This window comes from Methylobacterium aquaticum, assembly GCF_016804325.1.
Classification (GTDB): domain Bacteria; phylum Pseudomonadota; class Alphaproteobacteria; order Rhizobiales; family Beijerinckiaceae; genus Methylobacterium; species Methylobacterium aquaticum_C.
On sequence record NZ_CP043627.1, the window covers coordinates 184,286 to 210,714 of the forward strand.

Genomic DNA, 26,429 nt, shown 5'->3' on the forward strand with positions numbered 1-26,429 from the left:
AGGGTGTTTCGCGGTCTGGGTTATTTTGAGGCCACCGCGCAAGAGCGTGCGCGCAGGACCCCTCAACAGAAAGGGGCGGCGGAATCGCTCCCGCCGCCCCCGTCATCACGTTCGACGTTTCGTCACGCCTGCGGCTGCGGCTCGTAGCCGCCGTCGTTCTCCCGCGGCCGGCCGCGGCCGGCGGAGGGGACCGGCGAGCCGCGCGACGGGTTCGTCGGGTAGTCGCCGGCATCGCGCACCGGGGGCTTGCCGTCGAGGAGACCGCGGATCTCGTCGCCCGACAGGGTCTCGTATTCGAGCAGGCCGCGGGCCAGGGCCTCGAGATCGGCGCGGCGCTCCTCGAGGATGCGGCGGGCATCCTGGAGGCCGGCCTCGACCAGGCGTCGGACCTCGGCGTCGATCTTCTGGGCGGTGGCCTCCGACACGTTCTGCTGCCGGTTGACCTGCATGCCGAGGAAGACCTCGTCGTTGTTCTCACCGTAGGCGACGGTGCCGAGCTCAGGCGAGAAGCCCCAGCGGGTCACCATCATGCGGGCGAGCCGCGTCGCCTGCTCGATGTCCGACTGGGCGCCGGAGGTGACCTTGTCGTGGCCGAAGATCATCTCCTCGGCGACGCGGCCGCCCATCATGATGGCGAGGCGCGAGGTCATCTGCTCGAAGGACATCGACAGCTTGTCGCGCTCCGGCAGCTGCATGACCATGCCCAGCGCCCGGCCACGCGGGATGATCGTCGCCTTGTGGACGGGATCGGTCGCCGGGACGTTGAAGGCGACGATGGCGTGGCCGCCCTCGTGGTAGGCGGTGAGCCGCTTCTCGTCCTCGGTCATGACCAGGGTGCGCCGCTCGGCGCCCATCATGACCTTGTCCTTGGCGTCCTCGAACTCGTGCATCGTGACGATGCGCTTGCCGCGGCGGGCCGCCAGCAGGGCCGCCTCGTTGACGAGGTTCATCAGGTCGGCGCCCGAGAAGCCGGGGGTGCCGCGGGCGATCACCTTCAGGTCGACGTCGGGCGAGAGTGGGACCTTGCGCACGTGGACGCGCAGGATGCGCTCGCGGCCGATCACGTCGGGGTTCGGCACGATGATCTGGCGGTCGAAGCGGCCGGGACGCAGCAGGGCCGGATCGAGCACGTCGGGGCGGTTGGTCGCCGCGATGATGATGATGCCCTCGTTGGCCTCGAAGCCGTCCATCTCGACGAGGAGCTGGTTGAGGGTCTGCTCACGCTCGTCGTTGCCGCCGCCGAGGCCTGCGCCGCGGTGGCGGCCGACGGCGTCGATCTCGTCGATGAAGATGATGCAGGGGGCGTTCTTCTTCGCCTGCTCGAACATGTCGCGGACACGGCTGGCGCCGACGCCGACGAACATCTCGACGAAGTCCGAGCCCGAGATGGTGAAGAACGGCACGTTGGCCTCACCCGCGACCGCCCGGGCGATCAGGGTCTTGCCGGTGCCGGGGGGGCCGACCAGCAGCACGCCGCGGGGGATGCGGCCGCCGAGGCGCTGGAACTTCTGCGGGTCGCGCAGGAACTCGACGATCTCCTGCAGGTCCTCCTTGGCCTCGTCGACGCCCGCCACGTCCTCGAAGGTGACGCGGCCATGGGCCTCGGTCAGCAGCTTCGCCTTGGACTTGCCGAAGCCCATGGCCCGGCCGGCGCCGGACTGCATCTGGCGCGACAGGAAGATCCAGGCCCCGATGAACACCAGGATCGGCAGCCAGTTGACGAGCAGCGCGATGAACCACGGCGTGTTGTCCGACGGCGGACGGGCGGTGATGGTCACGCCCTTGCCCTGGAGCTTCGACACCAGCGAGGGGTCGTTCGGCGCGTAGGTCGTGAAGGTGCCGCCGCTCGTATAGGTGCCGCTCACCTCCTGGCCGGAGATGACCACGCTCTGGATGCGACCCTGGTCGGCGTCGTTCAGGAGCTGGCTGTAGGCGATCTCCCCGCCGCCCGAGCGGTGACCCGGATTCTGGAACAGGGTCACGAGGGCCAGCACCAGCAGGAAGATGACGACCCACAGGGCGAAATTGCGGAAATTGGGGTTCATCGAAGAGTCAATCCCTGAGGAGCGCGGTACCGGGCGGGCGTGCTGGATTGGGGGTACCGGCACTCGAAGCGCAATGTAGGCACCCACCCGGGCCTTGCCAAGTAATCGCCCGCCCCTGCGTCGCCGCGGGCCGGCCCGCCCCTCCGGAGGTCAGGCCGGATCCGTGGCCGGGGGACGCCGGGGCGGGGCGGGGCTCAAGGCCAGCCGGCCGCCGCCGGCCGCCAGGAGAAGCCCCGCGACGGTGCGCCGGCATGGTTTTCCCCCGCGCAGGGCCGGCAGCAGCTCCCCGAGGACGATCCGCTCCAGTTGCTCCAGCCGCGGCGGATAGGCGCGAGGACCACCCTGGTCCGCCTCGCCCCGCAGGGAGGCGACGGCGAGGCCGACGACCCTCAGGGCCAAAGCGTCCGGCAGCGCCGCGAGGCCGGGCCCGTCGAGGGTCAGGGGCCCCTCCCCGCCCGGCTGGGGCCGGCGCAGGTCGCCGAGGGCCGACGCGGCGGCCTGCGCCAGGGCGGCCTCGTCGCGGCGCAGGCGCCCGGCGAGGCGGGCGAGGCGCTCGGGCGTCAGCCCCTCCTCGGCGAGACGCGGCATGAGGCGCCGCAGGCGCGCCCGGCCGAAGCGCGGATCGGCATTGGAGGGATCGCGCACGAACGGCCAGCCGCGGGCGCCGCAGGTGGCGACGAGGCGGGCCTTCGGCACGCCGAGGAAGGGCCGGCCGAGGGTCGGCCCATCGGGGGTCAGGCCGTCGAGGACGCGGGACGGCGCCATCCCGGCGAGGCCGGCGGGACCGGACCCGGCGCAGAGGCGCATCAGCACGGTCTCGGCCTGGTCGTCGAGGGTATGGCCGGTGAGGACGAGGTCGGCATCCGTCTCCCGCGCGAGGCCGGCCAGCAAGCGGTAGCGCGCCGCCCTCGCCGCTTCCTGGAGCCGCGCGGCGGGTTTGGGGCCGGTCCAGGCGAGGATGCGATGGGTGAGCCCGAGCCGGGCGGCGAGGCCCGCGACCCCCGCCGCCTCCTCGGCCGAGGCGGGGCGCAGGCCGTGATCGATCGTGGCGACGATCATGGGAATCGTCCGCGCGAGATCGGCGGCGCAGCCCATCAGCGCCGTCGAATCCGGCCCGCCGGACACCGCCAGCACGGCACCACGACAGGTCGAGCTCGGTCCGATCCAGGGCTCGAGGAGCGCTGCGCCCTCTGTATGACTGAGGGGTTCGTCGGGAGCGGGCCCGTCCGGGCGGCTCACGCCCCGCCGCTCACGCGGCGCAGCGCGCGCGCCGCTGCTCCCGGTCGACCCCCTGCTTCACCGTCGAGGAGGCCTGCGGGAACTTGCGCTCCAGTTCGGCCAGGGTGGCGCAGGCCTGCTCGCGGGCGCCGAGGGCGTTGAGCGAGGCGCCGAGCTTCAGCATCGCGTCCGGCGCCTTGCGCGAGCGGGCGTAGTCGGTCGAAACCTTCAGGAACTGCTCGGCCGCCTCGCGGGTGCGGTTGCGCTGCAGGTAGCTCTCGCCGAGCCAGTAGGTCGCATCCGGCACCAGGGTATCGCGGGGATGCGACTGGATGAACTGGCGCAGGCTCATCTCGGCCTGCTCGTACTGGCGCTGGAGCACGTAGGCATAGGCCGCCTCGTAATCCGCCTTCGCATCGCCGCTGCCGGTGGCCGCGACGCTGGCGGAGGGACGCGGCGCCGGGCTCGGCGCGGCGGCGGCCGGGCGGGACGGCGGGCGCAGGTCCACCGGCTCGCCGTATTCGGGTGCCGGCTCCTCGATCGCCGCACGGGGCGGCGCCAGGGCGGCGGTGGTGCCCGGGGTCGCGGGAGCGGTCGAGCGGGGTGCCTGGGCAGGGGTCGTCGCGCCGAGGGTCGTCGCGCCGAGGGTCTGGGGCGCACCCGGCGCATCGGGGTTCTGCGACGGGTCGAAGGCGTCGCTGCGCTTGTGGGGCTTGGTCGGCGGGGTCGAGGCCGCGGGCTTCTGCCCGCCCTTCGATTCCTGGAACCGAAACTCGACATCCTCCTGGAACTTGCGCAGCTGCTCCTTGAGCTGGCGGTTCTCGTACTGGAGCGATTCGATCTGGCCCGCCATCTGGCGCGACTGGTTCTCCAGCCGGTTGAGGCGCACCACGAACTCGGAGGCGTCCTGGGCCGCGGCCGGGCATGCGGCGGCGAGGGCCAGTCCTGAAACGGCGAGGGGGGCGAGGAGCAGGCGGCGAAGCATGGCGGGGCGCATCACGGCTCGGGTCAGGCGGCGGGTCCGCACTCGGGAGCGCGGGTTAGCAGATGCCGCGGCTCCCGGCAAAAGGGACGGCGCAGGCCGTCCCGTTCACCTTGGTCCGACAGGGACGGCGCCTGCCGTCCCGTTCAACTTACACCGACAGGGACGGCGCCTGCCGTCCCGTCTGCCTCACGAACGAGGCGGCGTGGGCCGCCCTCGCCTCACGAGCCCGCGCCGCCGTCCAGCACGGTGACCGCGCGGCGGTTCTGCGACCAGCACGAGATGTCGTTGCAGACCGCGACCGGGCGCTCCTTGCCGTAGGAGACGGTGCGCATGCGGTTCGACCCGATGCCCCGGGAGGCGAGGTAGTCGCGCACGGCCTGCGACCGGCGGGCGCCGAGGGAGAAGTTGTACTCGCGGGTGCCGCGCTCGTCGGCATGGCCCTCGATCAGGAAGGTGTAGCGCGGGTAGCGCTGGAGCCACTGGGCCTGCTTGTCGAGGGTGGCGATGGCGGTCGGGTTCAGGTCGGTCGAATCGGAATCGAAGAACACCCGGTCGCCGATATTGACCACGAAGTCCTGGGCGCTGCCCGGCGTCGCGGGCCCGCCGCGGCCGCCATAGCCGCCGGCTCCCCCGGCACCGCCGGCCCCGTAGGCCGCCGAGGCGTCGGCCAGGTCGTTGTTGCTCGAGCAGGCCGCCATCGACAGGGCAAGCCCCAGGGCGGCGGTGATCTTGAGCGCGCGCAGGGGCGCGAGCGGCAGCGGCATCGACCAAACTCCTCTGGCGGCCCCGTGGGGCCGCACCCGGCGAAGACCCGACCCGCACGAAGAGCCCGGGGACGCCGCAACACGACACGCCATCGTCCATAGCCCCGGGCGGTTAAGCGAAGGTTCCGTCAAGCTTGACGGGGCCTTACGCCCTCGGCGGGACCGCGCGGCCCGCGCCGCTTCGAGGCCGAGCCCCGGCAGGGTGGCGGGGCAAGCCCCAGACACCGTCGAAATACGGCTACGCTGCGGCGCGAGACGCGGTCCGCGATGCATGCCGCTGCTGCGTTGCAATCCTGCAACGGCGCCAGCCGCCTCCATTGACGTTTCGTTAACTAGGACCGTCGACCGTCATCGAACCGACGATCGAGATTCGCCCGCAATGCCCGCGACACCGCCCTCGCCCCGCATGCCCCAGCCGGCCCTCAAGCCCTGCGTCCTGATCGTCGAGGACAGCTACATGCTGCTCGAGCTGCTGGTGACCCTGTGCGAGCAGCACGGCGTCGCGACCTTGAGCGCGTCGAGCGGCGAGGCGGCGCTGACCCTGTTGCGGGAGCACGGCGCCCGGATCGACTGGCTCCTCACCGACATCCGGCTTCCGGGCCTCGTCGACGGCTGGAGCGTGGCCGAGGCGTACCGGCAGATGCAGCCGCACCGGCCGGTGATCTATTCCTCGACCACCGCGAACCTGAACCGCCCGGCGGTGCCCGGCAGCATCTTCGTCACCAAGCCCTTCGTGATCGCCGACATCCTGCGCCTCGCCCGGATGATGGCGAGCGAGATCGAGGTCTCGCGCCAGCTCTGCGCATGAAGCGCCTTCACGCTCCCGTCGCGGCCCGGGCGGCGGCGGCCGCCTTGGCGTTGGCACTCTCCTCGGCGGCATCGGCCGCGTCGGTGATCCGGAAGTCCCTCGCCCGCGCCTCGCAGCGGGCGCGCAAGGAATCGAGCTCCTCCTCGGTCAGGTGCTCGATGCCGATATAGGCGTTCTGCGCCGCGCTCGCCCGGATCAGCTCGTCGAGCTTGGCCTGGATCGCCGCACCGTCGCGATTCTGGGTGTTCTGGATCAGGAACACCATCAGGAACGTCACGATGGTCGTGCCGGTGTTGATGATCAGCTGCCAAGTATCCGAGTAGTGGAACAGCGGGCCGGTCACCGCCCAGACCGCGATCAGGAGCAGGCTCGCCGCGAAGGTGCCGGGACGGCCCGCCGCCCGGGCGACCGAGGCGGCGAAATCCGAGAAGGTGCGAACGCGCGTCGTGACCATCACGGCCCCCGTGACGGCGCGGAATCCTGGAAGGTTTCCCAACGTTTCCAAAGGGCTCCGGCCCGGTGAATACCCGCTTACGAATTCGGATCCCGCGCTCCCGGTTCCCCTCTTGACGCGGCCGGCGGGCCGGCGCAGTGACGGGCCGCCCGCGGCGCGCTCTCGCGCCGGGGCATCCCCGGACAGCCCCGCCCTCCATGCCGAGCGACAGTCACAGTCGACCGCCCTTGCCGTCTCCGGCCTGAGGTCCCGCGCGCTTCGCCTTTCGGCGGCTCACCGCGACCGGCCGGGGACGGCCGGCCGACGCCAGCACCCCGAACAGGTGAGCCATGATCGACACCGTGATCGACGCCCCCGTCGAGCCCGCCGCCCTCGCCGCACGCCTCGCCGAGGAGAGCGCCCCCGACATCGTCGAGTCCCTGAACCGGGAGGCGCCGGAGGTGGCCGCCGCCATCCTGCTCAGCCTGCCGCACGACCGCGCCGTCGAGGTGCTGGACCAGCCCGAGCTCGACTGCGCCCCCGACATCATCGAGATGCTGCCGCGCGACCGCGTCGCCTCGTTCCTGTCGGGCATGTCGGCCGACCGGGTCACCGACGTGATCCGGGAGATCGAGGAGCCGGGCCGCTCGGACCTGCGCGCCCGCCTCGACGCCGAGACCCGCGGCGCGGTGGACAAGCTCATCGCCTATCCGGAGGAGAGCGTCGGCTCGATCATGACGACCGAGTTCGTCGCCGTGCCGACGACCTGGACCGTGGGGCTGACCCTCGACTACATCCGCAAGGTCGAGCGCACCCGCGAGACCGTCTACTCGATCTTCGTGCTCGATCCGCGCACCGGGGCGCTCGCCAAGGCGGTGCCGCTTCGCCGCCTCATCACCGGCAACCCGGAGGACACCATCCTGTCGGTGGCGCCGAACCGCCGCCCGGTGGTGGTCTCGGCCGATGCCAGCCGCAACGAGGCGGCCCGCCTGATCTCGAAATACGACCTCCTGGCGATCCCGGTGGTCGACGCGTCGAACCACGTCGTCGGCATCGTCACCGTCGACGACGTCATCGACGCGATGATCCAGAAGCAGACCGAGGACGTGCAGCGCTTCGGCGGCATGGAGGCGCTCGACGAGCCCTACATGTCGATCAACTTCCTGACCATGATCCGCAAGCGCGCCGGCTGGCTCTGCGTGCTGTTCCTCTCCGAGATGCTGACCGCCAGCGCGATGCAGGGCTTCGAGGGCGAGCTGGAGAAGGCGCTGGTCCTGACCCTGTTCATCCCGCTCATCATGAGCTCGGGCGGCAATTCGGGCTCGCAGGCGACCTCGCTGCTGATCCGGGCGCTGGCGCTCCACCAGGTGCGCCTCTCCGACTGGTGGCGGGTGGCGCTCCGCGAGATCCCGGCCGGCCTGACGCTGGGCGCGATCCTCGGCACGATCGGCGTGGTGCGGATCGTGATCTGGCAGAAGCTCGGCTTCTACGATTACGGCGAGCACTGGTTCCTGGTCGCCGCCACGGTCGGCACGGCGCTCGTCGGTATCGTGCTGTTCGGCTCGCTCACCGGCTCGATGCTGCCCTTCATCCTCCAGCGCGTCGGCTTCGACCCCGCCACCGCCTCGGCCCCGTTCGTCGCGACCCTGGTCGACGTGTCGGGGCTGGTGATCTACTTCACGGTGGCACTGGTGATCCTGAAGGGGACGTTGTTGTAGAGGCGTGCCCGGTCGGGAGTGCGTTTCGACGAAGCAGAACCGCTTCGTCGAAATGCCGCGCCGAAATCAATGACCAAGAGCGGCGGCCGATCGCAACTCTCCAGTACAGGATGCCATAGGCTGCGACGTGCGGGAGCAACGGCCGGGAGCATGAACCCTCCCCGCTCTGCCTAGCAGCCTGTCGGGTTGGGGCTAGATTTCACGACTGGGGCAGGATCGGGCGTGTCGAGGCGGTGCGGCGGGTTAGCCTGGTCCGAGTTCCGGTTGATGAGCAGCCAGGCTGGTCGTCAAAAGGATTTCTATCGGTCACGGAAGGAGTTAGCTTTTCGGCATGGCCAACTTCCTCCCGTTCGATCGCGACCAGCCGTTCCTGCTGCCGCCGGACCTCAAAGCCTGGATCCCCGACGACGATCTCGCTCACTTCGTGATCGCCGCCGTCGAGCGGGTGCCCCTGCACAGCTTTGCCATCCCCCGCCGCACCGGTGGCAAGCCGCAGTACAATCCCCGCCTGATGCTGGCCCTGCTGATCTATTGCTACGCCAACGGCCTGTTCTCGTCCCGTCGCATCGAGCGCGCCACCTACCGCGACATCGCGGTGCGCTTCATCGCCGCCAACCAGCATCCCGACCACGACACGATCGCCACCTTCCGCCGGACCAACACGCAAGCCTTCGAGGCGGCGTTCCTGCAGGTGCTGTTGCTGGCCCGCGAGACCGGGCTTTTGCGCCTGGGCACGGTGTCGATCGACGGCACCAAGATCGACGCCAACGCCTCCAAGATCCGTTCCGTGCGCTACGACCGGGCGGTCGCGTTGCGCGAGCGGCTCGCCGCCGACATCGCGGCGCTCACCGCGCAGGCCGAAGCGGCCGATGCCGAGCCCGATCCCCAGGCCCTCCCTGGCGAACTGGCCCGACGCGACGTGCTCAAGGCCAAGCTCGACGAGGCCTGCGCCCGCCTCGAAGCCCAGGCGCAAGCCGAGGCTGATGCGGCCCGCCCAGCCTACGAGGAGAAGAAGGCCGCCCATGCCGCCCGCAAGGGCCGGCGCGGCCCACCGCCGTCGCCCCCCGACCCGACCCCGCCGGCCGACCGTCAAAGCAACCTCACCGATCCCGACTCGGCGCTGATGCGCCGCTCCAGGACGGCCGAGTACCGGCAGGCCTACAACGCCCAGGCGGTGGTGTGCGCCGAGGGCTCCCAGCTCATCCTGGCCACCGGCCTGAGCGCCAGCGCCTCGGACGCGCCGAGCCTGGCCCCGACCATCCTGGCAATGGAGCCCACGCTCGGCCTGCCCGCCGCCGTGCTGGCCGATTGCGGCTTTGGCAGCCGCGAGGGCGTGGAACAGTTGCAGGCCCGCGGCATCGACCCCTTGGTGGCGATCGGGCGCACCCAGCCGCATCGCCCCTACGACTTCCGGCCACCGCCGGCCGTCAAACCCGAGCGGCAGATCAAGGAGCCCTGGCGTCTGGACATGAAGGCCAAGCTGGAGACACCCGATGGTCAGGCTCTATACAAGCGCCGCAAGCAGACCGTGGAACCTGTCTTCGGCATCATCAAGAGCGCCATGGGCTTCCTGCGCTTCCACCTGCGCGGCCTCGGCCCCGTCGCCGGTGAATGGACCATCGTCGCCCTCGCCTACAACTGCCGCCGCCTCCACCGCTTGTGCCACGCCTGAGGCCTCACGGCCCCCCTCCCCCACAAACGACACGCCCGTCAGAGCAAAATACCAATCCGACAGGCTGCTAGCGCATTCACACATTTCGGGTCTGAGTGATGTCCCCATTGAAGGTAGCGCACCTCCCCTCCCCCTTGTGGGAGGGGAAGCGCTTTTGCTCCCAATGGGTTAGCTCTCAGAGGAGAAGTGTGAATCCACTAGCCCGCTCTGCGGGGGAGGGTTCAGCGCGGCGACCGCCAAGTCCCTTTCAGAACCCCGCCCTCACCGCTCATGCCCCGCCGTCGAGGTGGTCTCGCGTACCGGCGACAGCAGATAGTCGATCACCCGCCGCCGCCCGGTGCGGATCTCCACCGTCGCGGTCATGCCCGGCGTCAGCGCCACGTCCTTGCCGTCGGCCTTGATGACGGTCTGCGACAGGGCCACCGTCACCGGGAAGATCAGGTTCTGGGTCTTCTGCGTGCCCGTCACCGGGTTCAGCCCCTGGCCCCGCGCCACCGACAGGGCGTCGCTGCCGCCGCCGGCCTCGCGGTCGTCGACCGCGTCGCGCGAGACCCGTACCACACGGCCCTCGATCGAGCCGTAGCGGGTGAACGGGAAGGCGTCGATCTTCACCACCGCCTCCTGGTCGGGCAGGATGAAGCCGATATCCTTGTTCTGGACCTGGGCCTCGACCTCGATCGGCCCGTCGGTCGGCACCACCACCATTAGGGGCTGGCCGGCGGTGACCACCTGGCCCAGCGTCGTCACGGCGAGCTGCTGCACCGTGCCGGAGATCGGCGCCTTGAGCTGGGTGCGCTCGCGCTTGAGCGTGGCCTTCACCACGTCCTGCACCAAGGCGTCGCGCTTCTGCGCCGCTTCCGTCAGCGCCTGGTACTGGCGCGCCACGGTCTCGCTGGTGAGCTGGGTGATGCGGCGCTGGAGCGAGGTGGCGGCAGCCTTGGCCTCGGTCAGTTGCCCGCGGTCGTAGGCGAGATCGGCCGCGACCTGCTCGACTTGCTGCACCGCGTCGATCACCGCCGCGCGGGTGCCTGCGGACTTGGCCACCAGGGTCTCGCGCATGTCGGCGCGTTCCCTCAAGACCGCCTGGAGGCGCTGGCGCGCGGCGATGCTGGCGGTGAAGCGCTCCTGCGTCGCGGCCTTCTCGGCGAGCTGCGCCTCGAACGCCTCGCGGGTGGTGACGTACTGGCCGATCTCGGCCAGCATCGCGCCCTCCTCGCGGGCGCGCACCGCCGGGGGCACCGCGGCCGGGAACTCCACCTTGATGGTCGGCAGGTTCTTCTCCACCGCCTCGATCGTCGCGCGGCGCCGGGCGATCTGGGCCTCCAAGGCCGCGAGGTCGCCCTGGCGCGAGGACAGGTCGGCCTCGGCCTCGGTCGGCTCGAGGGTCAGCAGCACGTCGCCGGCTTGGACCCGGCTGCCGTTCTCGACCGCGATGGTCTGGACCTTACCGGTGTCGAAGGGCTGCACGACCTTCGAGCGCCCGGAGGGCTGGATGCGGGCGGTGGCGACCGCGTGGATGTCGATCCTGGCGAAGATGCTCCAGACGAGCGCCGCCCCGAACATCAGGCACATCACCCAGGTGAACACCACCGCGTAGGGCGAGGGCGGGGTGTCGAGGATCTCGAGATGCGCCGGCAGGAATTCCTGGTCGGAGCGGTCGTCGGCGAGCCGGCGCACGCGCTCGGACAGGCCGCGCGGGCTGAAGCGGGCCGGCGGCGGGGCGCCGCGCCGCGGGGCCGGCAGGTTGGGGCAGCGGGTTGCGGGGTGGCGCTCACGCGGCCTCTCCCTGGGCTGAACCGTGGTCGGATTGCAGGCGCCAGAGGCGGCCGTAGAGCGAGGCCGGCCGCTCGACCAGCTCGCGGTGGGTGCCGTCCTCGACGATGCGGCCGTCCTGCACGGCGATGATCCGGTCGCAGATCCGCACCGCCGCGAGGCGATGGGCGATGATGATGACGGTGCGGCCGCGCACGATGTGCTTCATGTTGTCCTGGATGATCCGCTCGCTCTCGTAGTCGAGGGCCGAGGTCGCCTCGTCGAGGATCAGGATGCGCGGATTGGTGGCGAGCGCCCGGGCGATGGCGAGCCGCTGGCGCTGGCCGCCCGAGAGGTTGGCGCCGCGCTCCTCGATCGGCGTGTCGTAGCCGAGCGGCAGCCGGTTGATGAACTCGTCGGCGCCGGCGAGGCGGGCCACCTGCATCACCTGGGCCCGCGACAGGCCGGGATTGGCCAGCGCGATGTTCTCGAACACCGTCTTGTTGAACAGGAGGTTTTCCTGGAGCACGACGCCGATCTGGCGCCGCAGCCAGGCCGGATCGACCTGGGCGATGTCGACCCCGTCGACCAGCACCTGGCCCTTCTCAGGGGTGTAGAGGCGCTGGAGCAGCTTGGTGAAGGTCGATTTGCCGGAGCCCGACGGGCCGACGATGCCGATGACCTGGCCGGCCGGGATGTCGAGGCTGACGTCCTTCAGGACCTCCGGCGTGCCGGGCTGGTAGCGGAACGACACGCCCCGCACCGTGACCTGGCCCTTGGCCGGCGGCAGGTGGGCCTGGGCCAGCGCCCGGGTCTCGGGCGGGCAGTTGAGTACGTCGGCGAGGCGCTCCAGCGACACCTTGACCTGCTGGAAATCCTGCCAGAGCTGGGACAGGCGCAGGATCGGCGCGGTGACCTGGCCCATGATCATGTTGAAGGCGATCAGGCTGCCGACGGTCATCTCGCCGTTCATCACCGCGTAGGCGCCGAAGAACAGCACCAGCGCGGTCGTGACCTTCGAGATGTACTGGATCGCGTTCTGGCCGATGCTGGCGACGAGGCCGGCGACGAACGAGGTCTTGACGTATCCGGCGAGCCGCTCCTCCCACTGGCTCTTCAGCGTGGGTTCGACGGCGAGCGCCTTGACGGTGTGGATGCCGACCACCGACTCGATCAGGAACTGGCTCGACAGGGCCGAGCGGTTGAAGCGCTCCAGCGTCTTGTCGCGCAGGATCGGCCGCAGCAGCACCGCCACCAGGATGTAGCACGGGATCGACAAGGTGACGATCAGCGCCAGCAGCGGCGAGTAGAAATAGAGGATGGCGAGGAACAGCAGCGTGAACGGGACGTCGATCGCCGAGGTCAGCGCCTGGCCGGTGAGGAAGTTGCGCACCGTCTCGAGCTCCCGCACCCGGGCGACGGTCTGGCCGGCGGGCCGGGTCTCGAAATAGCCGAGCGGCAGGCGCATCAGGTGGTCGAACAGGCGGGCGCCGAGCTCGACGTCGATCCGGCTCGCAGTATGGGTGAGGATGTAGCCGCGCAAGTATTGCAGCACGACGTGGAACAGCCCGAGCACCACGAGGCCGACGGCGACCAGCGTCAGGGTCGAGTAGCCGCGGTGGACCAGCACCTTGTCGATGGTGATCTGGAAGAAGATCGGCGTGATCAGCGCGCAGAGCTGGATGAACAGCGAGGCGACCAGCACCGTGGCGAGCGGCTTGCGGTAGCGCCAGATCGAGGGGACGAACCAGCTCAGGCCGAAATTGTGGAGCGCCGTCTGGAGGTTGGCCCGGCGCGCGACGAGCACGACGGTGCCGGTCCAGCGGGGCAGGAACGCCTCGGCCTCGACGTGGCCGGCGGTGCGGGCGACGGGATCGATGATGCGGAGCTTGCCGTCATCGAGGCGACGGCCGAGGACGACGAAGCGGCCGTCCTCGACCTCGAGGATCGCCGGGAGCGGGATGGATTCCAGCCGGGCGGGCTTCTGCTTCTCCAGCAGCCGGCCCTTGAGGCCGAGGCGGCGCGCCCCGCGGACGATGTCGACGCCGCCCATCGGATTCTGGCCGAGGCCGAGATCGTGGCGAACTTGCGCCGGCTCGCAGGGAATCTGGTGGAACGAGGCGACGAGGGCGAGCGCGCCGAGGCCGGAATCGGGCCGGGCCGCCGGAAGCTCCCCGGGTCCCGGAGCCGCTTGGCCGGGGCCGGCCTGTGCGGCCGCGTCTTGCACCATATCCCGTCCCCCCAACTCCGCGGCGCGGCCTTGCCGACGCCGGCTTCTCGCCGCGCCCTGTCCAGGGCCGCAACGTATACGAGAATCCGGCCGTTCGTGACCAGCCTGGAGCAGCCCGTGGCGCCGGAGTTCCGCACAGTTCGCGGGCCGCGATTATTTCACGCCGGCTGCGTCGGGAAATCTCTTGGCCGGGGCGGGTGATGGTTTCATGACAATCCGGCGGCAGGCCGCACCGCCACCTTGCCTCTCCGCAGGCGAGGCGAGGCGACGGCCCGTGAAGCCGGCCGCGGGCGAAACGTCGCGCAGGTCCTGGAGCCGGGCGACGCCCCGTCCACCGACCGGGATGACGCGGATCGGTGTGTCCGGGGTTTTCCGCAGCCCCGCCCCGCGCCCGATCGGGTGACAAACGCACAGGTTGCATGCGGCTTGCCGGCCCGCTTCGTGCATGATGGCGCGACGGATCGACCACGAGGACCGCACGTGCCGACATCGTCCCACCCTGACGACGCATCCGCAACGATGGCGGCGGGAGCGCCCCCGGCATGAGCACCGTCATCCTGGGCGGCGCCGGCTTCGTCGGGCTGAACCTCGCCGAGGCCCTGCTCCGGGGCGGCACGGCCGTGCGGCTCCTCGACCGGGCCCCGCCGCCGGCGGCCCTGCTGCGGCGGCTCGCCGCCCGGCCCGGCGACCTCTCCGTCGATCTCGGCGACGTGACCGACCCGGGTGCCCTCGCGGCCGCGATCCGGCCGGGCACCGACGCCGTGGTGATCGCCGCCGCGGTGACGGCGGATGCCGCCCGCGAGGCCGCCGATCCGGGCCCGATCCTCGCGGTCAATCTCGCCGCGATGGTGCCGATCCTCGAGGCCTGCCGGCGAGCCGGCGTGCGCCGGGTGGTGAACCTGTCCTCGGCGGCGGCCTACGGCGCCGTCCCGGCGACGATGCTGTCCGAGGATCTGCCGGCCCGGCCGGAAAGCCTCTACGCGGTCACCAAGTTCGCCTCCGAAAAGGTGCTCGCGCGGCTCTGCGGCCATTGGGGCCTCGACGGGGTGAGCGTGCGCCTGAGCGCCGTGTTCGGCCCGTTCGAGCGCGACACCGCGTTGCGCGACACCCTGAGCCCGCAGGCGCAGATCTGGGCGGCGGCGCAAGCCGGAACCCCGGCCGTGCTGCCGCGGCCGGGCTGGCGCGACTGGCTCTACGCGCCCGACGCGGCGCAGGCGGTCGTGCGGCTGATCGCGGCGGAGCGGCTGGCCCACCCGCTCTACAACGTGTCGAGCCCCGCGGTCTGGCCGGTCCTGGCCTGGGGCGAGCGGCTGGCGGCGAACCGGGACCTCGTGCGGCCCGGCTTCGTCTGCCGTCTCGCGGAAGCCGGCGAGATCCCGACCGTGTCGCTCCACGGCGACCGCGACCGGCCGCCGCTCGCCACCGGACGCCTGCGCGACGAACTCGGCTGGGAGGCGGCGCACGGGCTCGATGCGTCGGCGGACGCCTTCCTAGCCTGGCAGAGGCATAGCCAGGAGGATCCGCGATGAGGCTCGACGGCAAGGTGGCGGTGGTGACGGGGGGCGGCTCCGGCATCGGCGCCGCGACGGCGCGGATCCTTTCGGAGGCCTGTGCCCGGGTGGCGGTGATCGACCGGGACGGCGCGGCGGCAGAGGCCGTCGCAGCCGCCATCGGCGGCCTCGCCCGCACCTCGGATGTCGGCGATCCGGCCACCGTGGCGGAGGATGCGGCGGCGATCGTCGCGGCCCTCGGCGGCATCGACGTGCTGGTGACGGCGGCGGGTTTCTCGGTCGGAGGCACCGTCGAGACCACCGCGCCCGACGATTGGGACGCGGTGTTCCGCGCCCATGTCGGCGGCACCTGGCTCTGGGCCGGACAGGCGGTCCCCCTGATGCGGGCACGCGGCGGCGGCGCCATCGTCACGGTCGCCTCGCAGCTGGCGCTGGCCGGCGGGCGCGGCAACAGCGCCTACATCGCCGCCAAGGGCGCGGTGCTCAGCCTCACCCGCACCATGGCGCTGGATTTCGCCGGCGACGGCATCCGGGTCAACGCCGTGGTGCCGGGCGCGATCGAGACGCCGCTCCTCGCCCGCAGCTTCCGGCGCGCCGCCGATCCGGCCGCCGCCCGCGCGGCCTCCGAATCCCGGCACGCGATGAAGCGACTCGGACAGCCCGAGGAGGTCGCCCGGGCCATCCTGTACCTCGCGAGCGATGCCGCCTCCTTCACCACCGGCGCCGCCCTGCCGGTGGAGGGCGGCTGGCTCTCCGCCTGAAGGATCCGCATGTCCCTCGACGCTCTTGTGCTCCGCGTCCGCGACGAGATCGCCCGCACCGCCCATCCCCGGGCGCCGTGGCTCGACCCCCGCACCGGGCCCGACGGCCAAACCGCCCACGACGTGATCGTGGTCGGAGCCGGGCAATCGGGCCTCGCCATCGCCTTCGGGCTGATGCGCGCGCAGGTGACCAACATCCTGGTGCTCGACCGGGCGCCAAAAGGGCTGGAGGGCCCCTGGCTCACCTATGCGCGGATGCGCACCCTGCGCAGCCCGAAGGACTTCACCGGACCCGATCTCGGGCTGCCGGCACTCACCTACCAGTCCTGGCACGAGGCCCGCTACGGCGCGGCCGCCTGGGAGGCCCTGGACCTGATTCCCCGGGAGGACTGGGCCGCCTACCTCGCCTTCGTGCGCGAGGCCACCGGCGTGCCGGTGGAGAACGGCGTGACCGTGACCGGGATCGCGCCGGCCGGCGACCTCCTGGCGGTGACGGCGTCGGACGGCACCCTGCGCCATGCCCGCAAGGTGGTGCTCGCCACCGGCCAGGAGGGGGCCGGGCACTGGGCCTTGCCCGAGGCACTGGGCGATCTGCCAGCCGAGCGCGTCGCCCGCACCGACGACGCGATCGATTTCGCGCGCCTCGCGGGCAAACGCGTCGCGGTGATCGGCGCCGGCGCCTCGGCCTTCGACAACGCCGCCACGGCGCTCGAAGCCGGCGCCGCCGCCGTGACCCTGCTGTGCCGGCGGGCGGAGGCACAGGTAGTGCAGCCCTATCGCTGGCTGACCTTCGCGGGTTTCCTGCGCCATCTCGGCGACCTCGACGATGCCTGGCGCTGGCGCTTCATGAGCGCGGTGATGGGCCTGCGCGAGGGGTTTCCGCAGGCGACCTGGGACCGCTGCGCCCGGCACCCGAATTTCCGCTTCCTCCCCGGCGCCCCCGTCCAGGCGACGCGGATGGAGGGCGGCGCGGTCGTGCTCGATACGCCGCAGGGCGCGGTGGCCGCCGACCTCGTGATCGCCGCCACCGGCATCGCCGTCGATTACGCCGCGCGGCCCGAATTGTTAGCACTTGCCCACAACATCGCCACCTGGGGCGACCGCTACGCTCCGCCGCCCGAGGAGCGCGACGACCGGCTCGCCGCCTATCCGTATCTCGGCGACGATTACGCCTTCACCGAGCGCGAGCCCGGCCTGACGCCGTGGATCCGCAACATCCACCTGTTCGGCATCGCCTCGACGGTGAGCCATGGTCCCTCCGGCTCGTCGATCAACGCCATGACGACCGCGGTGCCGCGCCTCGTCTCGGGCCTCACCCGCGGGCTGTTCACCGCCGATCTCGACCGGCACTGGGCCGACTTCCGGGCCTACGACGTGCCGCAGGCGGTGCTGCGCTGACGCCGATTGTTAGCCCTTGCTTCGACGCTGTCCCTGGTCTCGAATGGCACCCGCTGGAACGGCCCTTGCAAGAAGGCCGACCGATCAGGGATGCAGGGAAGGAACCGGCGTGACGAAGACCAGCATGCGGACGGGCGGCCTCGCGGCGGCCCTGCTCACGGCCCTCGTCGTGGCCGGGCCGGCGAGAGCCCAGAGCCGGGCCGAGACCCTGCGCTACGTCACGGGGGCGGCGGTCAACACCCTCGACCCGACCATGCCGGGCACCACCCGCGAGGCCTTCGCGATCAGCCTCAGCACGTATGACCGTCTCGTCACCTTCGGCCGCAAGAAGCTCGGCGACAACTGGGTGTTCGACCTCGATTCGGTGCGCGGCGAACTGGCCGAGCGCTACGAGGTCAGCCCCGACGGCCTGACCCTCACCTTTCATCTCCGCAAGGACGCGAAGTTCCAGGACGGCACCCCGGTCACGGCCGAGGACGTGAAGTGGTCCCTCGACCGCGCGGTCTCGGCGAAGTCGCTCGCCGCGCCGCAGCTCCTCACCGGCTCGCTGACCAGCCCCGATCAGTTCACGGTGGTCGATCCGCACACCTTCAAGGTCACGCTGCCGAAGCCCGACCGGCTGGCCCTGCCGAACCTCGCCACCGTCTACGCCATCGTCATCAATTCCAAGGTCGCGAAGTCGCACGCGACGGCGGAAGACCCCTGGGCGCAAGCGTGGCTCAAGGACCACGCCGTCGGCAGCGGCGCCTACAGCGTCGACGTGTTCAAGCCCGGCGAGCAGGTGGTGCTGAAGCGCAATGCCGACTGGAGAGGCGCCGCGCCGGACAAGCCCGCCGGCTTCAAGCGCATCATCGCCCAGACCATCCCCGATCCGGCGACCCGCGCCAATCTCGTCGAGAAGGGCGACGCCGACATCGTCATCGACCTCCAGGCCAACGACGCGCTGGCGCTGAAGGAGAAGGCTAAGCTCAAGGTGATCGCCACGCCGCAATTCAACGCGGCGACGCTGATCTCCTTCAACACCAGGATGCCGCCCTTCGACAAGGTCGAGGTGCGCCAGGCATTGGCCTACGCCCTGCCCTACGAGTCGATGTTCAAGGCCGCCCTGTTCGGCCGCGGCAAGCCGCTTTTCGGCGCGACCTGGGGCGAGGGCGACCCGCAGCCGGTCTTTCCCTTCATGCAGCCGGTGACGCTCGATCTGGCCAAGGCCAAGGCGCTGCTGGCGAAGGCCGGGCTGCCGGACGGGTTCTCGACCACCTTCAGCTTCAATGTCGGCCAGGCCGCCACCGCCGAACCGATGGCCGCCCTGATCCGCGAATCGCTCGAGAAGATCGGCGTCAAGGTCGAGATCCAGAAGCTGCCCGACGCGCAGATGTCGACGCAGGTGAGCGAGAAGAAGCTGCCGTTCTTCACCGAGGGCATCGTCGCCTGGCTGCCCTCACCGGATTATTTCTACCGCAACTTCTACACCGGCAACCAGCGCTGGAACTACAGCTCGATCGACGATCCCGAGATCAACGAGCTCGCCGCCAAGGCCCGGTTCGAGCGTGATCCCGCCCGGTACGACGACGAGGCCCGGGCGCTCAACAAGCGCCACCTCGCCCTGATGCCGCAGATCCCGATCTGGCAGCCGAACCAGGACGCCGTGATGGCGCAATCCGTCGAGGGCTATACCTACCAGTTCCACCGCCAGGTCGATTACCGCGACCTGTCGCGGAAGTAGCCGGATGGCCTCCGCCTCCGGCATCGCCCGGCGCACCGGGCGGCGCTTCCTGTCCTCGCTGCCGGCGCTTCTCGGCGTCCTGGTCTTCACCTTCCTGCTGATGCGGGTGCTGCCCGGCGACCCGGCGGTGTTCTTCGCCTCCGGGCCCAATGCCGGCAAGGCGGAGATCGAGGAGATCCGCCGCCAGATGGGCCTCGACAAGCCGGTGCCCGAGCAGCTGGTGCGCTATCTCGGCGACGTGGCCCGCGGCCAGCTCGGCCGCTCGATGACGACCGGCCAGCCGGTGCTGACGGATCTCCGCCAGCGCCTGCCGGCCTCCCTCGAACTGACCCTGACGGCGCTCGTCATCGCGCTCCTGCTCGCGATCCCGCTCGGCATCGCGGCGGCCCTCCGGCCGGGCTCGCCGGTGGACCATGCCGTGCGCTTCCTGTGCGCGCTCGGGGTCTGCGTGCCGACCTTCGTGTCGGGTCTGCTCCTGATCTACGTCTTCTACTACCTGCTCGGCGTCGCCCCCGACCCGACCGGCCGCATCGACGTGTTCGCGGCAAGCCCGCCGGACATCACCGGCTTCCTGCTGATCGACTTCCTGCTCGTCGGCGACTGGGAAGGCTGGCGCGCCGCGGCCGGTCAGTTGGTGCTGCCGGCGCTCACCATGGCGTTGTTCGTGCTGGCGCCGCTCGCCCGCATCACCCGGGCGGCGATGCTGAGCGTGCTCGGCAGCGACTTCATCCGCACCGCCCGATCCTTGGGACTGCCGCGCCGGCGGGTGATCGTGACCTATGCGCTGCGCAACGCGATCCTGCCGGTTCTGACCATCGCGGGCATCGTGTTCTCCACCATGCTCGGGGCCAACGTGCTGGTGGAAAAGGTGTTTTCCTGGCCCGGCGTCGCCTCCTACGCGCTCGATGCGCTCCTCGCCTCGGATTACGCCCCGGTCCAGGGCTTCGTGCTGTTGATGGCGAGCCTGTTCGTCGTCGTGAACCTCACGGTCGACGTGCTCTACGGCCTCGCCGACCCGCGCGTCTCAATCGAGTAGTCGTGATGAACGCCGTCTCCCCCGCCCTCGCGCCCCCGCCCAGCACCCTGAGGCACGCCGGATACGTGCTGCGCGAGAATCCGCTCACCGCCGTCGCGGCGGCAGGCGCCTCTCTGCTCTGCCTCGTCGCGCTGTTCAGCCCCCTTCTCACCCCCTACGACCCCGTCGCCTCCGACGTGTCGGTGGCGCTCCAGCCGCCGAGCGCCGCGCATTGGGCCGGCACCGACCAGCTCGGCCGCGACGTCCTGAGCCGCATCATCGCGGCGACGCGGCTCGATCTCGCCATCGCGCTCTCGGCGGTGGGGCTCTCCTTCGCGCTTGGCGCCGTGATCGGGGGTGTGAGCGGCTATGCCGGCGGCCGGCTCGACCGGGTGGTCGGGCGCCTCGTCGACGTGCTGATGGCCTTCCCGCTCTTCGTCCTGGCGATGGCGCTCGTCGCGGCCCTCGGCAACCGGGTCGAGAACATCGTCATCGCCACCGCGATCATCAACCTGCCGTTCTACATCCGCTTCGCCCGGGCCGAGGTGAACGTGCGGCGCGATGCCGGCTACGTCGAGGCGGCGCGGGCCGGCGGCGAGGGCCATCTCGCGGTGGTCCTGCGCTTCCTGCTCCCGAACGTGCTCCCCGCCATGGCGGTGCAGATCTCGCTCAATCTCGGCTGGGCGATCCTCAACGCGGCAGGTCTCTCCTTCATCGGCTTGGGGGTGCGCCCGCCGACGCCGGAATGGGGCATCCTGGTCGCGGAGGGTGCGCGCTTCATCACCACCGGCAAGTGGTGGCTCGTCGCCTTCCCGGGCCTCGCCCTGATGCTGGCGGTGCTGTGCTTCAACCTGCTCGGCGACGGCCTGCGCGACATCCTCGATCCCCGGATGCGGACCTGATGCAGCCTCCCCTTCTCTCGATCGAGGACCTGCGGGTCACCTTCGCGACGCGGCGCGGCCCGGTCGAGGCCCTGCGCGGCGTCTCGCTCGCGGTCGCGCCCGGCGAGAGCCTCGGCCTCGTCGGCGAATCCGGCTCGGGCAAGTCCGTCACCGCCTTCGCGGCGGCGCGCCTCCTCGACCGGGCCGGGCGCATCACCGGCGGGCAGGTGCGCTTCCGCGGCCAGGACGTGACCCGGCTCTCGGCCTCGGACCTGCGGGCGGCGCACGGCCAGGCGATCGGCATGATCTTCCAGAACCCGCGGGCGGCGCTGAACCCGATCCGCCCGATCGGCCGCCAGCTCGCCGACGTGCTGGTGGCGGGCGGGCTGTCGAAGGCCCAGGCGCGGGAGCGGGCGCTGGAGAGCCTGGAGGCGGTGCGCATCCGCGACGCTGCGCGCCGCCTCGACGCCTACCCGCACGAACTCTCCGGCGGGATGTGCCAGCGGGTGATGATCGCGCTCGCGCTCGCCTGCCGCCCGGCCTTGCTGATCGCCGACGAGCCGACCACCGGCCTCGACGTGACGACCCAGAAGACCGTGATGGATCTCGTCGCCCGGCTCACCGCCGAGCGCGGCATGGCGATGATCCTCATCACCCACGATCTCGGCCTCGCCGCCCAGTATTGCGGCCGCATCGCCGTGATGGAGCAGGGCCGCCTCGTCGAGGAGGGCGAGCCGGACGCGCTCTTCTCCGCGCCCCGCCACCCCTACACCAAACGCCTCGTCGCCGCCTCGCCGACCCCGACCTCGACGCTCTCCGACCTCGTGCCGGAGGGCCCCCGCCCGCCGGCTCTGCCCCGGCCGGCCGCCACGCCCGGCACGCCGCCGCTCCTCGAGGTGCAGGGGCTCGGGAAGGTCTTCGGCGGCGCCATGGCGGTGGAGGACGTATCGTTCTCGCTTCGCGAGGGCGAGAGCCTCGGCCTCGTCGGCGAATCGGGATCGGGCAAGAGCACCACGTCGCGGATGATCTGCCGGCTGCTCGATGCCAGCGCCGGACAGATCCTGTTCGATGGCGAATCGATCGGCACGATTCCCGCCCGCGACTTCCACCGCTCGCCCCACCGGCGCGCGATCCAGATCGTGTTCCAGGACCCGACCGACAGCCTCAACCCACGCTTCTCGGCCTTCGACTGCATCGCCCATCCGCTGAAGCGCCTGACGTCGCTCCGGGGCGAGGCCTTGCGCCTGCGGGTGATCGAGAGCGCCGAGCGGGCGGGCCTGCCCGCCGCCCTCCTCGACCGGTTCCCGCACCAGCTCTCCGGCGGCCAGAAGGCCCGCATCGGCATCGCCCGGGCGATCGCCGTGAAGCCCCGGCTCCTCGTCCTCGACGAGCCGACGGCGGCCCTCGACGTCTCGGTCCAGGCCGGGGTGCTCCGCCTCCTCGACGACCTGCGCCGGCAGGACGGCCTCGCCTTCCTGTTCGTGAGCCACGACCTCAACGTGGTGCGGATGATGTGCGAGCGCACCCTGGTGCTCCAGGGCGGCCGGGTGGTCGAGGAGGGCGTCAGCCGCGATCTCTTCCGCACGCCGCGCACCGCCTACACGCGGGAGTTGCTGGCGGCGATCCCGCATTTCCGGCCGGGCGCGAGGCGGGGACTGGCGGCGGAGCCGGCGGCGTGAGGTTTTCGAACCCCGGTCGTGTGCGTCCCCCTCCCCCCTCTGCGGGGGAGGGTGGCCCCCGGAGGGGGCCGGGAGAGGGGCAGCGCGACGATGCTCCAGGCGGCGCCTTTCAGAACGGTTCCGCCATTTCCTGAAGCGGCGTCCCCTCTCCCGCCCGGCTCCGCCGGGCACCCTCCCCCGCAGAGGGGGGAGGGGTTTACCTGCGCCATTCCGCCAACTCTTTCTGATCTCTAAGGAATCTTCATGCGCATGATCCGCACCGCCGCCGCCCAGCTCGGGCCGATCCAGAAGGCCGAGGACCGCGACAGCGTCGTCGCCCGGATGATCGCGCTGATGGACGAGGCCAAGAGCCAGGACGCCGACCTGATCGTCTATCCGGAACTGGCGCTCACCACCTTCTTCCCGCGCTGGTACCACGAGAACCGCGCCGAGGCCGACCATTGGTTCGAGCGCGAGATGCCGGGCCCGGCCACCGCCCCGCTCTTCGCCCGGGCTCGCGAGCACGGCATGGCGATGTCGTTCGGCTATGCCGAGCTGACGCCGGAGGGCCGGCACTTCAACACCTCGATCCTGGTCGACCGCGACGGCACCATCGTCGGCAAGTACCGCAAGGTCCACCTGCCCGGCCACGACGAGTTCGACCCCGAGCGCACCCACCAGCACCTCGAAAAACGCTATTTCGAGCCGGGCGATCTCGGCTTCCCGGTCTGGCGGATGCTCGACGGCATCCTCGGCATGTGCATCTGCAACGACCGGCGCTGGCCCGAGACCTACCGGGTGATGGGGCTGCAGGGCGTCGAGATGGTGGTGCTCGGCTTCAACACGCCCTCGGTCAACAGCCAGCGCAACGCCGAGGGCATCGAGGAGCGGCTGTTCCATCACCGCCTCTCGGTCCAGGCCGGCGCCTACCAGAACGCCACCTGGGTGGTGGCGGTGGCCAAGGCCGGAGACGAGGATGGCCACCACCTCACCGGCGGCACCCTGATCTGCGATCCGAACGGGAAGATCGTCGCCGAGCTTCCCGGCGAGGCCGACGGGGTGCTCGTCGTCCCGTGCGATCTCGACGAGACCCGGTTCGGCAAGGAGACGATCTTCGACTTCGCCCGCCACCGCCGCATCGAGCATTACGGCCGCATCACCGCCCAGACCGGCGTGGTGCTCCCCGCGTGACGTCAGGCGACCGCCACGATCCCGATCGCCATCGCCACCGCGGCCTGGACCGGGTCGATGACCGGGATGCCGAGTTCCCGCTCCAGGCCGCGCCGGTGGACCGCCATGCCGGCGCAGCCCATCACGATGACCCCCGCCCCGTCCCGGTCGCGCAGGTCGCGACCGACGGCGATCATCCGGGCCAGCGTGTCGGTGCCGCTCGCGGTCTCGGCCACCGTCATCTCGAGGGCCCTCTCGCCGGCCAGCCGATCGCTCACCCCCATCTGGCGCAAGGCCCGCAGGTGGCGCGGGATCGAGCGGCTCGCCACCGCGATCACGCCGAACCGGTCGGCCCGGGCGAGCGCGGTGAGGATGCCGCATTCGGCGATGCCGAGCACCGGCCGGTCGGTCGCCTCGCGGCAGACATGGAGGCCGGGGTCGGAATAGCAGGCGATGACATAGGCGTCGGCCGCCTCGCGCCGCACGAGGTCGCGCAGCGGCAGGGCCACCTGCTCGACATCGGCCTGCAACTGGATGCCGAACGGCCCCTCGGCGAGCGTCCGGCAGTCGATGGCGAAGCCCGGCCGCGCGAGGGGCGCCAGCGCGCCTTCGAGGCCGCGCGTGACGGCGTCGTTCGAGTTCGGGTTGATGACGAGGATGCGCCGGTCGCTCGCCGAATCGGTCATCTGCATGGTGGCCTCCTGAGGTGTCAGACCTTGAGCCTAGCAAGTTTCGGACGAGGAGCGTTTGTATGAGTGAGCCCGCCTTCGACACCGTGATCCGCGGCGGCACCGTCGCCACTGCGAGCGACGTCTTCTCCGCCGATCTCGGACTCCGCGACGGCCGGATCGCGGCGATCGGCCTCGACCTCGCCCCGGGACGGCAGGAGATCGACGCGACCGATCAGCTGGTGCTGCCGGGCGGGATCGACAGCCACGCCCATATCGAGCAGCTCTCGGCCTCCGGGCTGATGAACGCCGATACCTGGGAGAGCGCCACCCGCTCGGCGGCGCTCGGCGGCACCACCAGCGTCATCGCCTTCGCGGCCCAGCATGTCGGGATGGATTTGCGCCAAGTGGTCGAGGACTACGCGGCGCTGGCGACGCGCGGCGCGGTGATCGACTACGCCTTCCACCTCATCGTGGCGGATGCGACCGAGAAGGCCCTGAGCCGGGACATCCCGGCGCTGGCGCAGGGCGGCCACCTCTCGCTCAAGGCGTTCATGACCTATGACCGCCTGCGGCTCGCCGACGAGGCGTTGCTCGACCTGATGGCGGCGGCAAAAGAGGTCGGCGCCCTGGTCTGCGTGCATGCCGAGAACCACGGCCTCATCGCCTTCGCCAGCCGGCAATTGCTGAAGGCGGGCAGGACGGCGCCGAAATACCACGCCGCCAGCCATCCGCGCCTGTCGGAATCGGAGGCGTTCGAGCGGGTGGTGCGGTTCTCGCAATACCTCGACCAGCCGGTGATGATCTTCCACGTCTCGACCGAGGAAGGCGCCGCGATCCTGCGCCGCGCCCGCGGCGAGGGCGCCAAGGTCTATGCCGAGACCTGCCCGCAATACCTGTTCCTCACCGAATCCGACCTCGACCGGCCGGGCCTGGAGGGGGCGAAGTGGATGTGCTCGCCGCCGCTCCGCGAGGCCCGCGACCAGGAGGCCCTGTGGCGCGCCCTCGATCTCGGCGACCTCCAGACCGTCTCCTCCGACCACGCTCCCTACCGCTACGACGAGACCGGCAAGCTCAAGGCCGGTCCGGGCGCGACCTTCAAGGAGATCGCCAACGGCATGCCGGGCCTGCAGATGCGCCTGCCGCTGCTCTTCGACGCCATGGTGTCGGGCGGGCGCCTGGGATTGAGGAAGTTCGTCGAGATCACCGCGACGGCGCCGGCCCGGATCTACGGCCTGACGGGGAAGGGCTCGGTGGCGGTGGGGATGGATGCCGATCTCTGCCTCTGGGATCCGTCCCGGCGCGTCACCCTCTCGGACGCGATGGTCGAGGACCGCACCGGCTTCACTCCCTATACCGGCCGCACGGTCACGGGCTGGCCCGACACCGTGCTCTGCCGCGGCCGGGTGATCGCCGCGGGCGGCGCGGTGACGGCGGAAGCCGGCAGCGGCGCACCGATCCGGCGGAGCTGACGCCGGCGGGCGGCCCGGGCGCGACGAGACCTCGGCAGACTTAGCGGTGGCGGGCCAACGCTTCGCCCGCTCAGGTTCTTGGTGTGTCGCGAATTCTTCGCGCCGAACCGGTCACCGCTTCGGCGAAACCGGCCTGGATCAGGCGAGCCGCAGCAGCAGCGCCAGCGCGGCGACGATCAGCACCGCGAAGGTCGCCAGGATGCCGCCGCCCCGGCAGGCGTATTGGCGGGGCGAGTTCGCCGGCGCCGTCATGCCGAACGGGTGCAGCACCCGGCCGACCAGCAGCACCAGGAGCAGGCCGTGGACCAGGGCCCGGCTCGCCCCGTGCGCCTCGAGCAGGCCGACGAGGAGCAGGATGAACGGCACGTATTCGGCGAAGTTGGCCTGGGATCGGGCGCGGTGCAGCAGCACGGCGTCGCCGCCATCGCCGTGCAGGACGTTGGCGGAGAGGCGCCGGGCCATCACCCAGCCGGAGAGCCCGGCAAAGAGCAGCGCCAGCACGGCGCCGTAGGCGGCGGTCAGGGACGGGAACACCATCGGGGCATCC

The 26,429-nt window shown here is 71.1% G+C and carries 21 protein-coding genes; 12 read left to right on the forward strand and 9 right to left on the reverse strand.

Translation table 11 applies throughout. From position 1 onward, the window contains the following. Window positions 1–122 precede the first annotated feature (122 nt). From ftsH to pal, 4 genes are all read right to left on the reverse strand, one after another. The gene (ftsH, locus tag F1D61_RS00825) at window positions 123–2,045 is read right to left on the reverse strand and encodes an ATP-dependent zinc metalloprotease FtsH (RefSeq protein ID WP_203156110.1); all 1,923 of its coding nucleotides are present in this window, start codon (window positions 2,043–2,045) and stop codon (window positions 123–125) included. A 150-nt stretch (window positions 2,046–2,195) separates the two neighbouring features. Then, complete coding sequence (gene tilS / locus F1D61_RS00830) at window positions 2,196–3,284, reverse strand: tRNA lysidine(34) synthetase TilS (RefSeq protein WP_432443196.1); 1,089 nt, start codon at window positions 3,282–3,284, stop codon at window positions 2,196–2,198. Window positions 3,285–3,294: 10 nt separating this feature from the next. Continuing rightward, window positions 3,295–4,248 (reverse strand): tol-pal system protein YbgF, encoded by a 954-nt coding sequence (gene ybgF / locus F1D61_RS00835; protein ID WP_203158856.1) that lies wholly within the window; start codon window positions 4,246–4,248, stop codon window positions 3,295–3,297. 218 nt (window positions 4,249–4,466) lie between these two features. Continuing rightward, window positions 4,467–5,012, reverse strand: a complete 546-nt coding sequence (gene pal / locus F1D61_RS00840) for a peptidoglycan-associated lipoprotein Pal (RefSeq protein WP_203156111.1) — start codon at window positions 5,010–5,012, stop codon at window positions 4,467–4,469. 379 nt (window positions 5,013–5,391) lie between these two features. On the opposite strand from pal, the gene F1D61_RS00845 reads away from it, so the two are divergent. Beyond that, on the forward strand, window positions 5,392–5,820 hold the full coding sequence (locus F1D61_RS00845) for a response regulator (RefSeq protein ID WP_246775659.1): 429 nt from the start codon (window positions 5,392–5,394) through the stop codon (window positions 5,818–5,820). A 7-nt stretch (window positions 5,821–5,827) separates the two neighbouring features. Here F1D61_RS00845 and F1D61_RS00850 read toward each other — a convergent pair whose 3' ends face one another. Continuing rightward, complete coding sequence (locus tag F1D61_RS00850) at window positions 5,828–6,274, reverse strand: low affinity iron permease family protein (RefSeq protein ID WP_203156112.1); 447 nt, start codon at window positions 6,272–6,274, stop codon at window positions 5,828–5,830. 329 nt (window positions 6,275–6,603) lie between these two features. Here F1D61_RS00850 and mgtE point away from each other — a divergent pair, with 329 nt between their 5' ends. Together mgtE and F1D61_RS00860 are read left to right on the forward strand one after the other, a co-directional pair. Next, window positions 6,604–7,971 (forward strand): magnesium transporter, encoded by a 1,368-nt coding sequence (mgtE, locus tag F1D61_RS00855; RefSeq protein ID WP_203156113.1) that lies wholly within the window; start codon window positions 6,604–6,606, stop codon window positions 7,969–7,971. 331 nt (window positions 7,972–8,302) lie between these two features. Beyond that, complete coding sequence (locus F1D61_RS00860) at window positions 8,303–9,643, forward strand: transposase (protein WP_203156114.1); 1,341 nt, start codon at window positions 8,303–8,305, stop codon at window positions 9,641–9,643. Window positions 9,644–9,904: 261 nt separating this feature from the next. On the opposite strand, the gene F1D61_RS00865 is transcribed toward F1D61_RS00860, so the two are convergent. Further along, complete coding sequence (locus tag F1D61_RS00865) at window positions 9,905–11,320, reverse strand: HlyD family type I secretion periplasmic adaptor subunit (RefSeq protein ID WP_246775660.1); 1,416 nt, start codon at window positions 11,318–11,320, stop codon at window positions 9,905–9,907. A gap of 94 nt (window positions 11,321–11,414) precedes the next feature. After that, window positions 11,415–13,625, reverse strand: coding sequence for a type I secretion system permease/ATPase (locus tag F1D61_RS00870; protein WP_203156115.1), 2,211 nt, complete (start codon window positions 13,623–13,625; stop codon window positions 11,415–11,417). A gap of 542 nt (window positions 13,626–14,167) precedes the next feature. Between F1D61_RS00870 and F1D61_RS00875 the strand changes: the two genes are divergently transcribed. From F1D61_RS00875 to F1D61_RS00910, 8 genes are all read left to right on the forward strand, one after another. Then, a complete protein-coding gene (locus tag F1D61_RS00875) occupies window positions 14,168–15,154 on the forward strand; it encodes an NAD-dependent epimerase/dehydratase family protein (protein WP_203156116.1) in 987 nt (328 codons plus the stop codon). After that, window positions 15,151–15,897 (forward strand): SDR family oxidoreductase, encoded by a 747-nt coding sequence (locus F1D61_RS00880; RefSeq protein WP_203156117.1) that lies wholly within the window; start codon window positions 15,151–15,153, stop codon window positions 15,895–15,897. Before F1D61_RS00875 ends, F1D61_RS00880 begins: the two co-directional genes overlap by 4 nt. A 3-nt stretch (window positions 15,898–15,900) precedes the next feature. Next, window positions 15,901–17,295, forward strand: coding sequence for an NAD(P)-binding domain-containing protein (locus tag F1D61_RS00885; protein ID WP_432443281.1), 1,395 nt, complete (start codon window positions 15,901–15,903; stop codon window positions 17,293–17,295). Window positions 17,296–17,419: 124 nt separating this feature from the next. Further along, window positions 17,420–19,018 carry an ABC transporter substrate-binding protein gene (locus F1D61_RS00890; RefSeq protein ID WP_203158859.1) on the forward strand — a complete coding sequence of 533 codons (1,599 nt, stop codon included), beginning with the start codon at window positions 17,420–17,422 and terminating at the stop codon, window positions 19,016–19,018. Between the two features lie 4 nt (window positions 19,019–19,022). Continuing rightward, on the forward strand, window positions 19,023–20,054 hold the full coding sequence (locus tag F1D61_RS00895; protein WP_203156119.1) for an ABC transporter permease: 1,032 nt from the start codon (window positions 19,023–19,025) through the stop codon (window positions 20,052–20,054). 5 nt (window positions 20,055–20,059) lie between these two features. Continuing rightward, a complete protein-coding gene (locus F1D61_RS00900) occupies window positions 20,060–20,935 on the forward strand; it encodes an ABC transporter permease (RefSeq protein ID WP_203156120.1) in 876 nt (291 codons plus the stop codon). Next, window positions 20,935–22,593 carry a nickel ABC transporter ATP-binding protein NikE gene (nikE, locus tag F1D61_RS00905; RefSeq protein ID WP_203156121.1) on the forward strand — a complete coding sequence of 553 codons (1,659 nt, stop codon included), beginning with the start codon at window positions 20,935–20,937 and terminating at the stop codon, window positions 22,591–22,593. Before F1D61_RS00900 ends, nikE begins: the two co-directional genes overlap by 1 nt. Before the next feature lie 243 nt (window positions 22,594–22,836). Beyond that, window positions 22,837–23,763: an N-carbamoyl-D-amino-acid hydrolase gene (locus F1D61_RS00910; RefSeq protein ID WP_203156122.1), complete on the forward strand. Its 927-nt coding sequence runs from the start codon at window positions 22,837–22,839 to the stop codon at window positions 23,761–23,763. 2 nt (window positions 23,764–23,765) lie between these two features. Here F1D61_RS00910 and F1D61_RS00915 read toward each other — a convergent pair whose 3' ends face one another. Continuing rightward, on the reverse strand, window positions 23,766–24,434 hold the full coding sequence (locus F1D61_RS00915; protein ID WP_246775661.1) for an aspartate/glutamate racemase family protein: 669 nt from the start codon (window positions 24,432–24,434) through the stop codon (window positions 23,766–23,768). 59 nt (window positions 24,435–24,493) lie between these two features. Between F1D61_RS00915 and hydA the strand changes: the two genes are divergently transcribed. Then, entirely contained in the window at window positions 24,494–25,882 is a 1,389-nt protein-coding gene (hydA, locus tag F1D61_RS00920; protein WP_203156123.1) for a dihydropyrimidinase, read from the forward strand. Between the two features lie 138 nt (window positions 25,883–26,020). On the opposite strand, the gene F1D61_RS00925 is transcribed toward hydA, so the two are convergent. Continuing rightward, window positions 26,021–26,419 (reverse strand): MAPEG family protein, encoded by a 399-nt coding sequence (locus F1D61_RS00925; protein WP_203156124.1) that lies wholly within the window; start codon window positions 26,417–26,419, stop codon window positions 26,021–26,023. Window positions 26,420–26,429 lie beyond the last annotated feature (10 nt).

Excerpts from the sequence above, each read along its gene's own strand:
- pal (WP_203156111.1), bottom strand. The coding sequence starts at position 5,012 with ATGCCGCTGCCGCTCGCGCCCCTGCGCGCGCTCAAGATCACCGCCGCC.
- F1D61_RS00925 (WP_203156124.1), bottom strand. The coding sequence starts at position 26,419 with ATGGTGTTCCCGTCCCTGACCGCCGCCTACGGCGCCGTGCTGGCGCTG.
- F1D61_RS00850 (WP_203156112.1), bottom strand. The coding sequence starts at position 6,274 with ATGGTCACGACGCGCGTTCGCACCTTCTCGGATTTCGCCGCCTCGGTC.
- F1D61_RS00880 (WP_203156117.1), top strand. The coding sequence starts at position 15,151 with ATGAGGCTCGACGGCAAGGTGGCGGTGGTGACGGGGGGCGGCTCCGGC.
- F1D61_RS00895 (WP_203156119.1), top strand. The coding sequence starts at position 19,023 with ATGGCCTCCGCCTCCGGCATCGCCCGGCGCACCGGGCGGCGCTTCCTG.
- F1D61_RS00910 (WP_203156122.1), top strand. The coding sequence starts at position 22,837 with ATGCGCATGATCCGCACCGCCGCCGCCCAGCTCGGGCCGATCCAGAAG.
- ftsH (WP_203156110.1), bottom strand. The coding sequence starts at position 2,045 with ATGAACCCCAATTTCCGCAATTTCGCCCTGTGGGTCGTCATCTTCCTG.
- F1D61_RS00890 (WP_203158859.1), top strand. The coding sequence starts at position 17,420 with ATGCGGACGGGCGGCCTCGCGGCGGCCCTGCTCACGGCCCTCGTCGTG.
- nikE (WP_203156121.1), top strand. The coding sequence starts at position 20,935 with ATGCAGCCTCCCCTTCTCTCGATCGAGGACCTGCGGGTCACCTTCGCG.
- F1D61_RS00875 (WP_203156116.1), top strand. The coding sequence starts at position 14,168 with ATGAGCACCGTCATCCTGGGCGGCGCCGGCTTCGTCGGGCTGAACCTC.
- ybgF (WP_203158856.1), bottom strand. The coding sequence starts at position 4,248 with ATGCTTCGCCGCCTGCTCCTCGCCCCCCTCGCCGTTTCAGGACTGGCC.
- F1D61_RS00870 (WP_203156115.1), bottom strand. The coding sequence starts at position 13,625 with ATGGTGCAAGACGCGGCCGCACAGGCCGGCCCCGGCCAAGCGGCTCCG.
- hydA (WP_203156123.1), top strand. The coding sequence starts at position 24,494 with ATGAGTGAGCCCGCCTTCGACACCGTGATCCGCGGCGGCACCGTCGCC.
- F1D61_RS00915 (WP_246775661.1), bottom strand. The coding sequence starts at position 24,434 with ATGCAGATGACCGATTCGGCGAGCGACCGGCGCATCCTCGTCATCAAC.
- mgtE (WP_203156113.1), top strand. The coding sequence starts at position 6,604 with ATGATCGACACCGTGATCGACGCCCCCGTCGAGCCCGCCGCCCTCGCC.
- F1D61_RS00845 (WP_246775659.1), top strand. The coding sequence starts at position 5,392 with ATGCCCGCGACACCGCCCTCGCCCCGCATGCCCCAGCCGGCCCTCAAG.
- F1D61_RS00860 (WP_203156114.1), top strand. The coding sequence starts at position 8,303 with ATGGCCAACTTCCTCCCGTTCGATCGCGACCAGCCGTTCCTGCTGCCG.
- F1D61_RS00900 (WP_203156120.1), top strand. The coding sequence starts at position 20,060 with ATGAACGCCGTCTCCCCCGCCCTCGCGCCCCCGCCCAGCACCCTGAGG.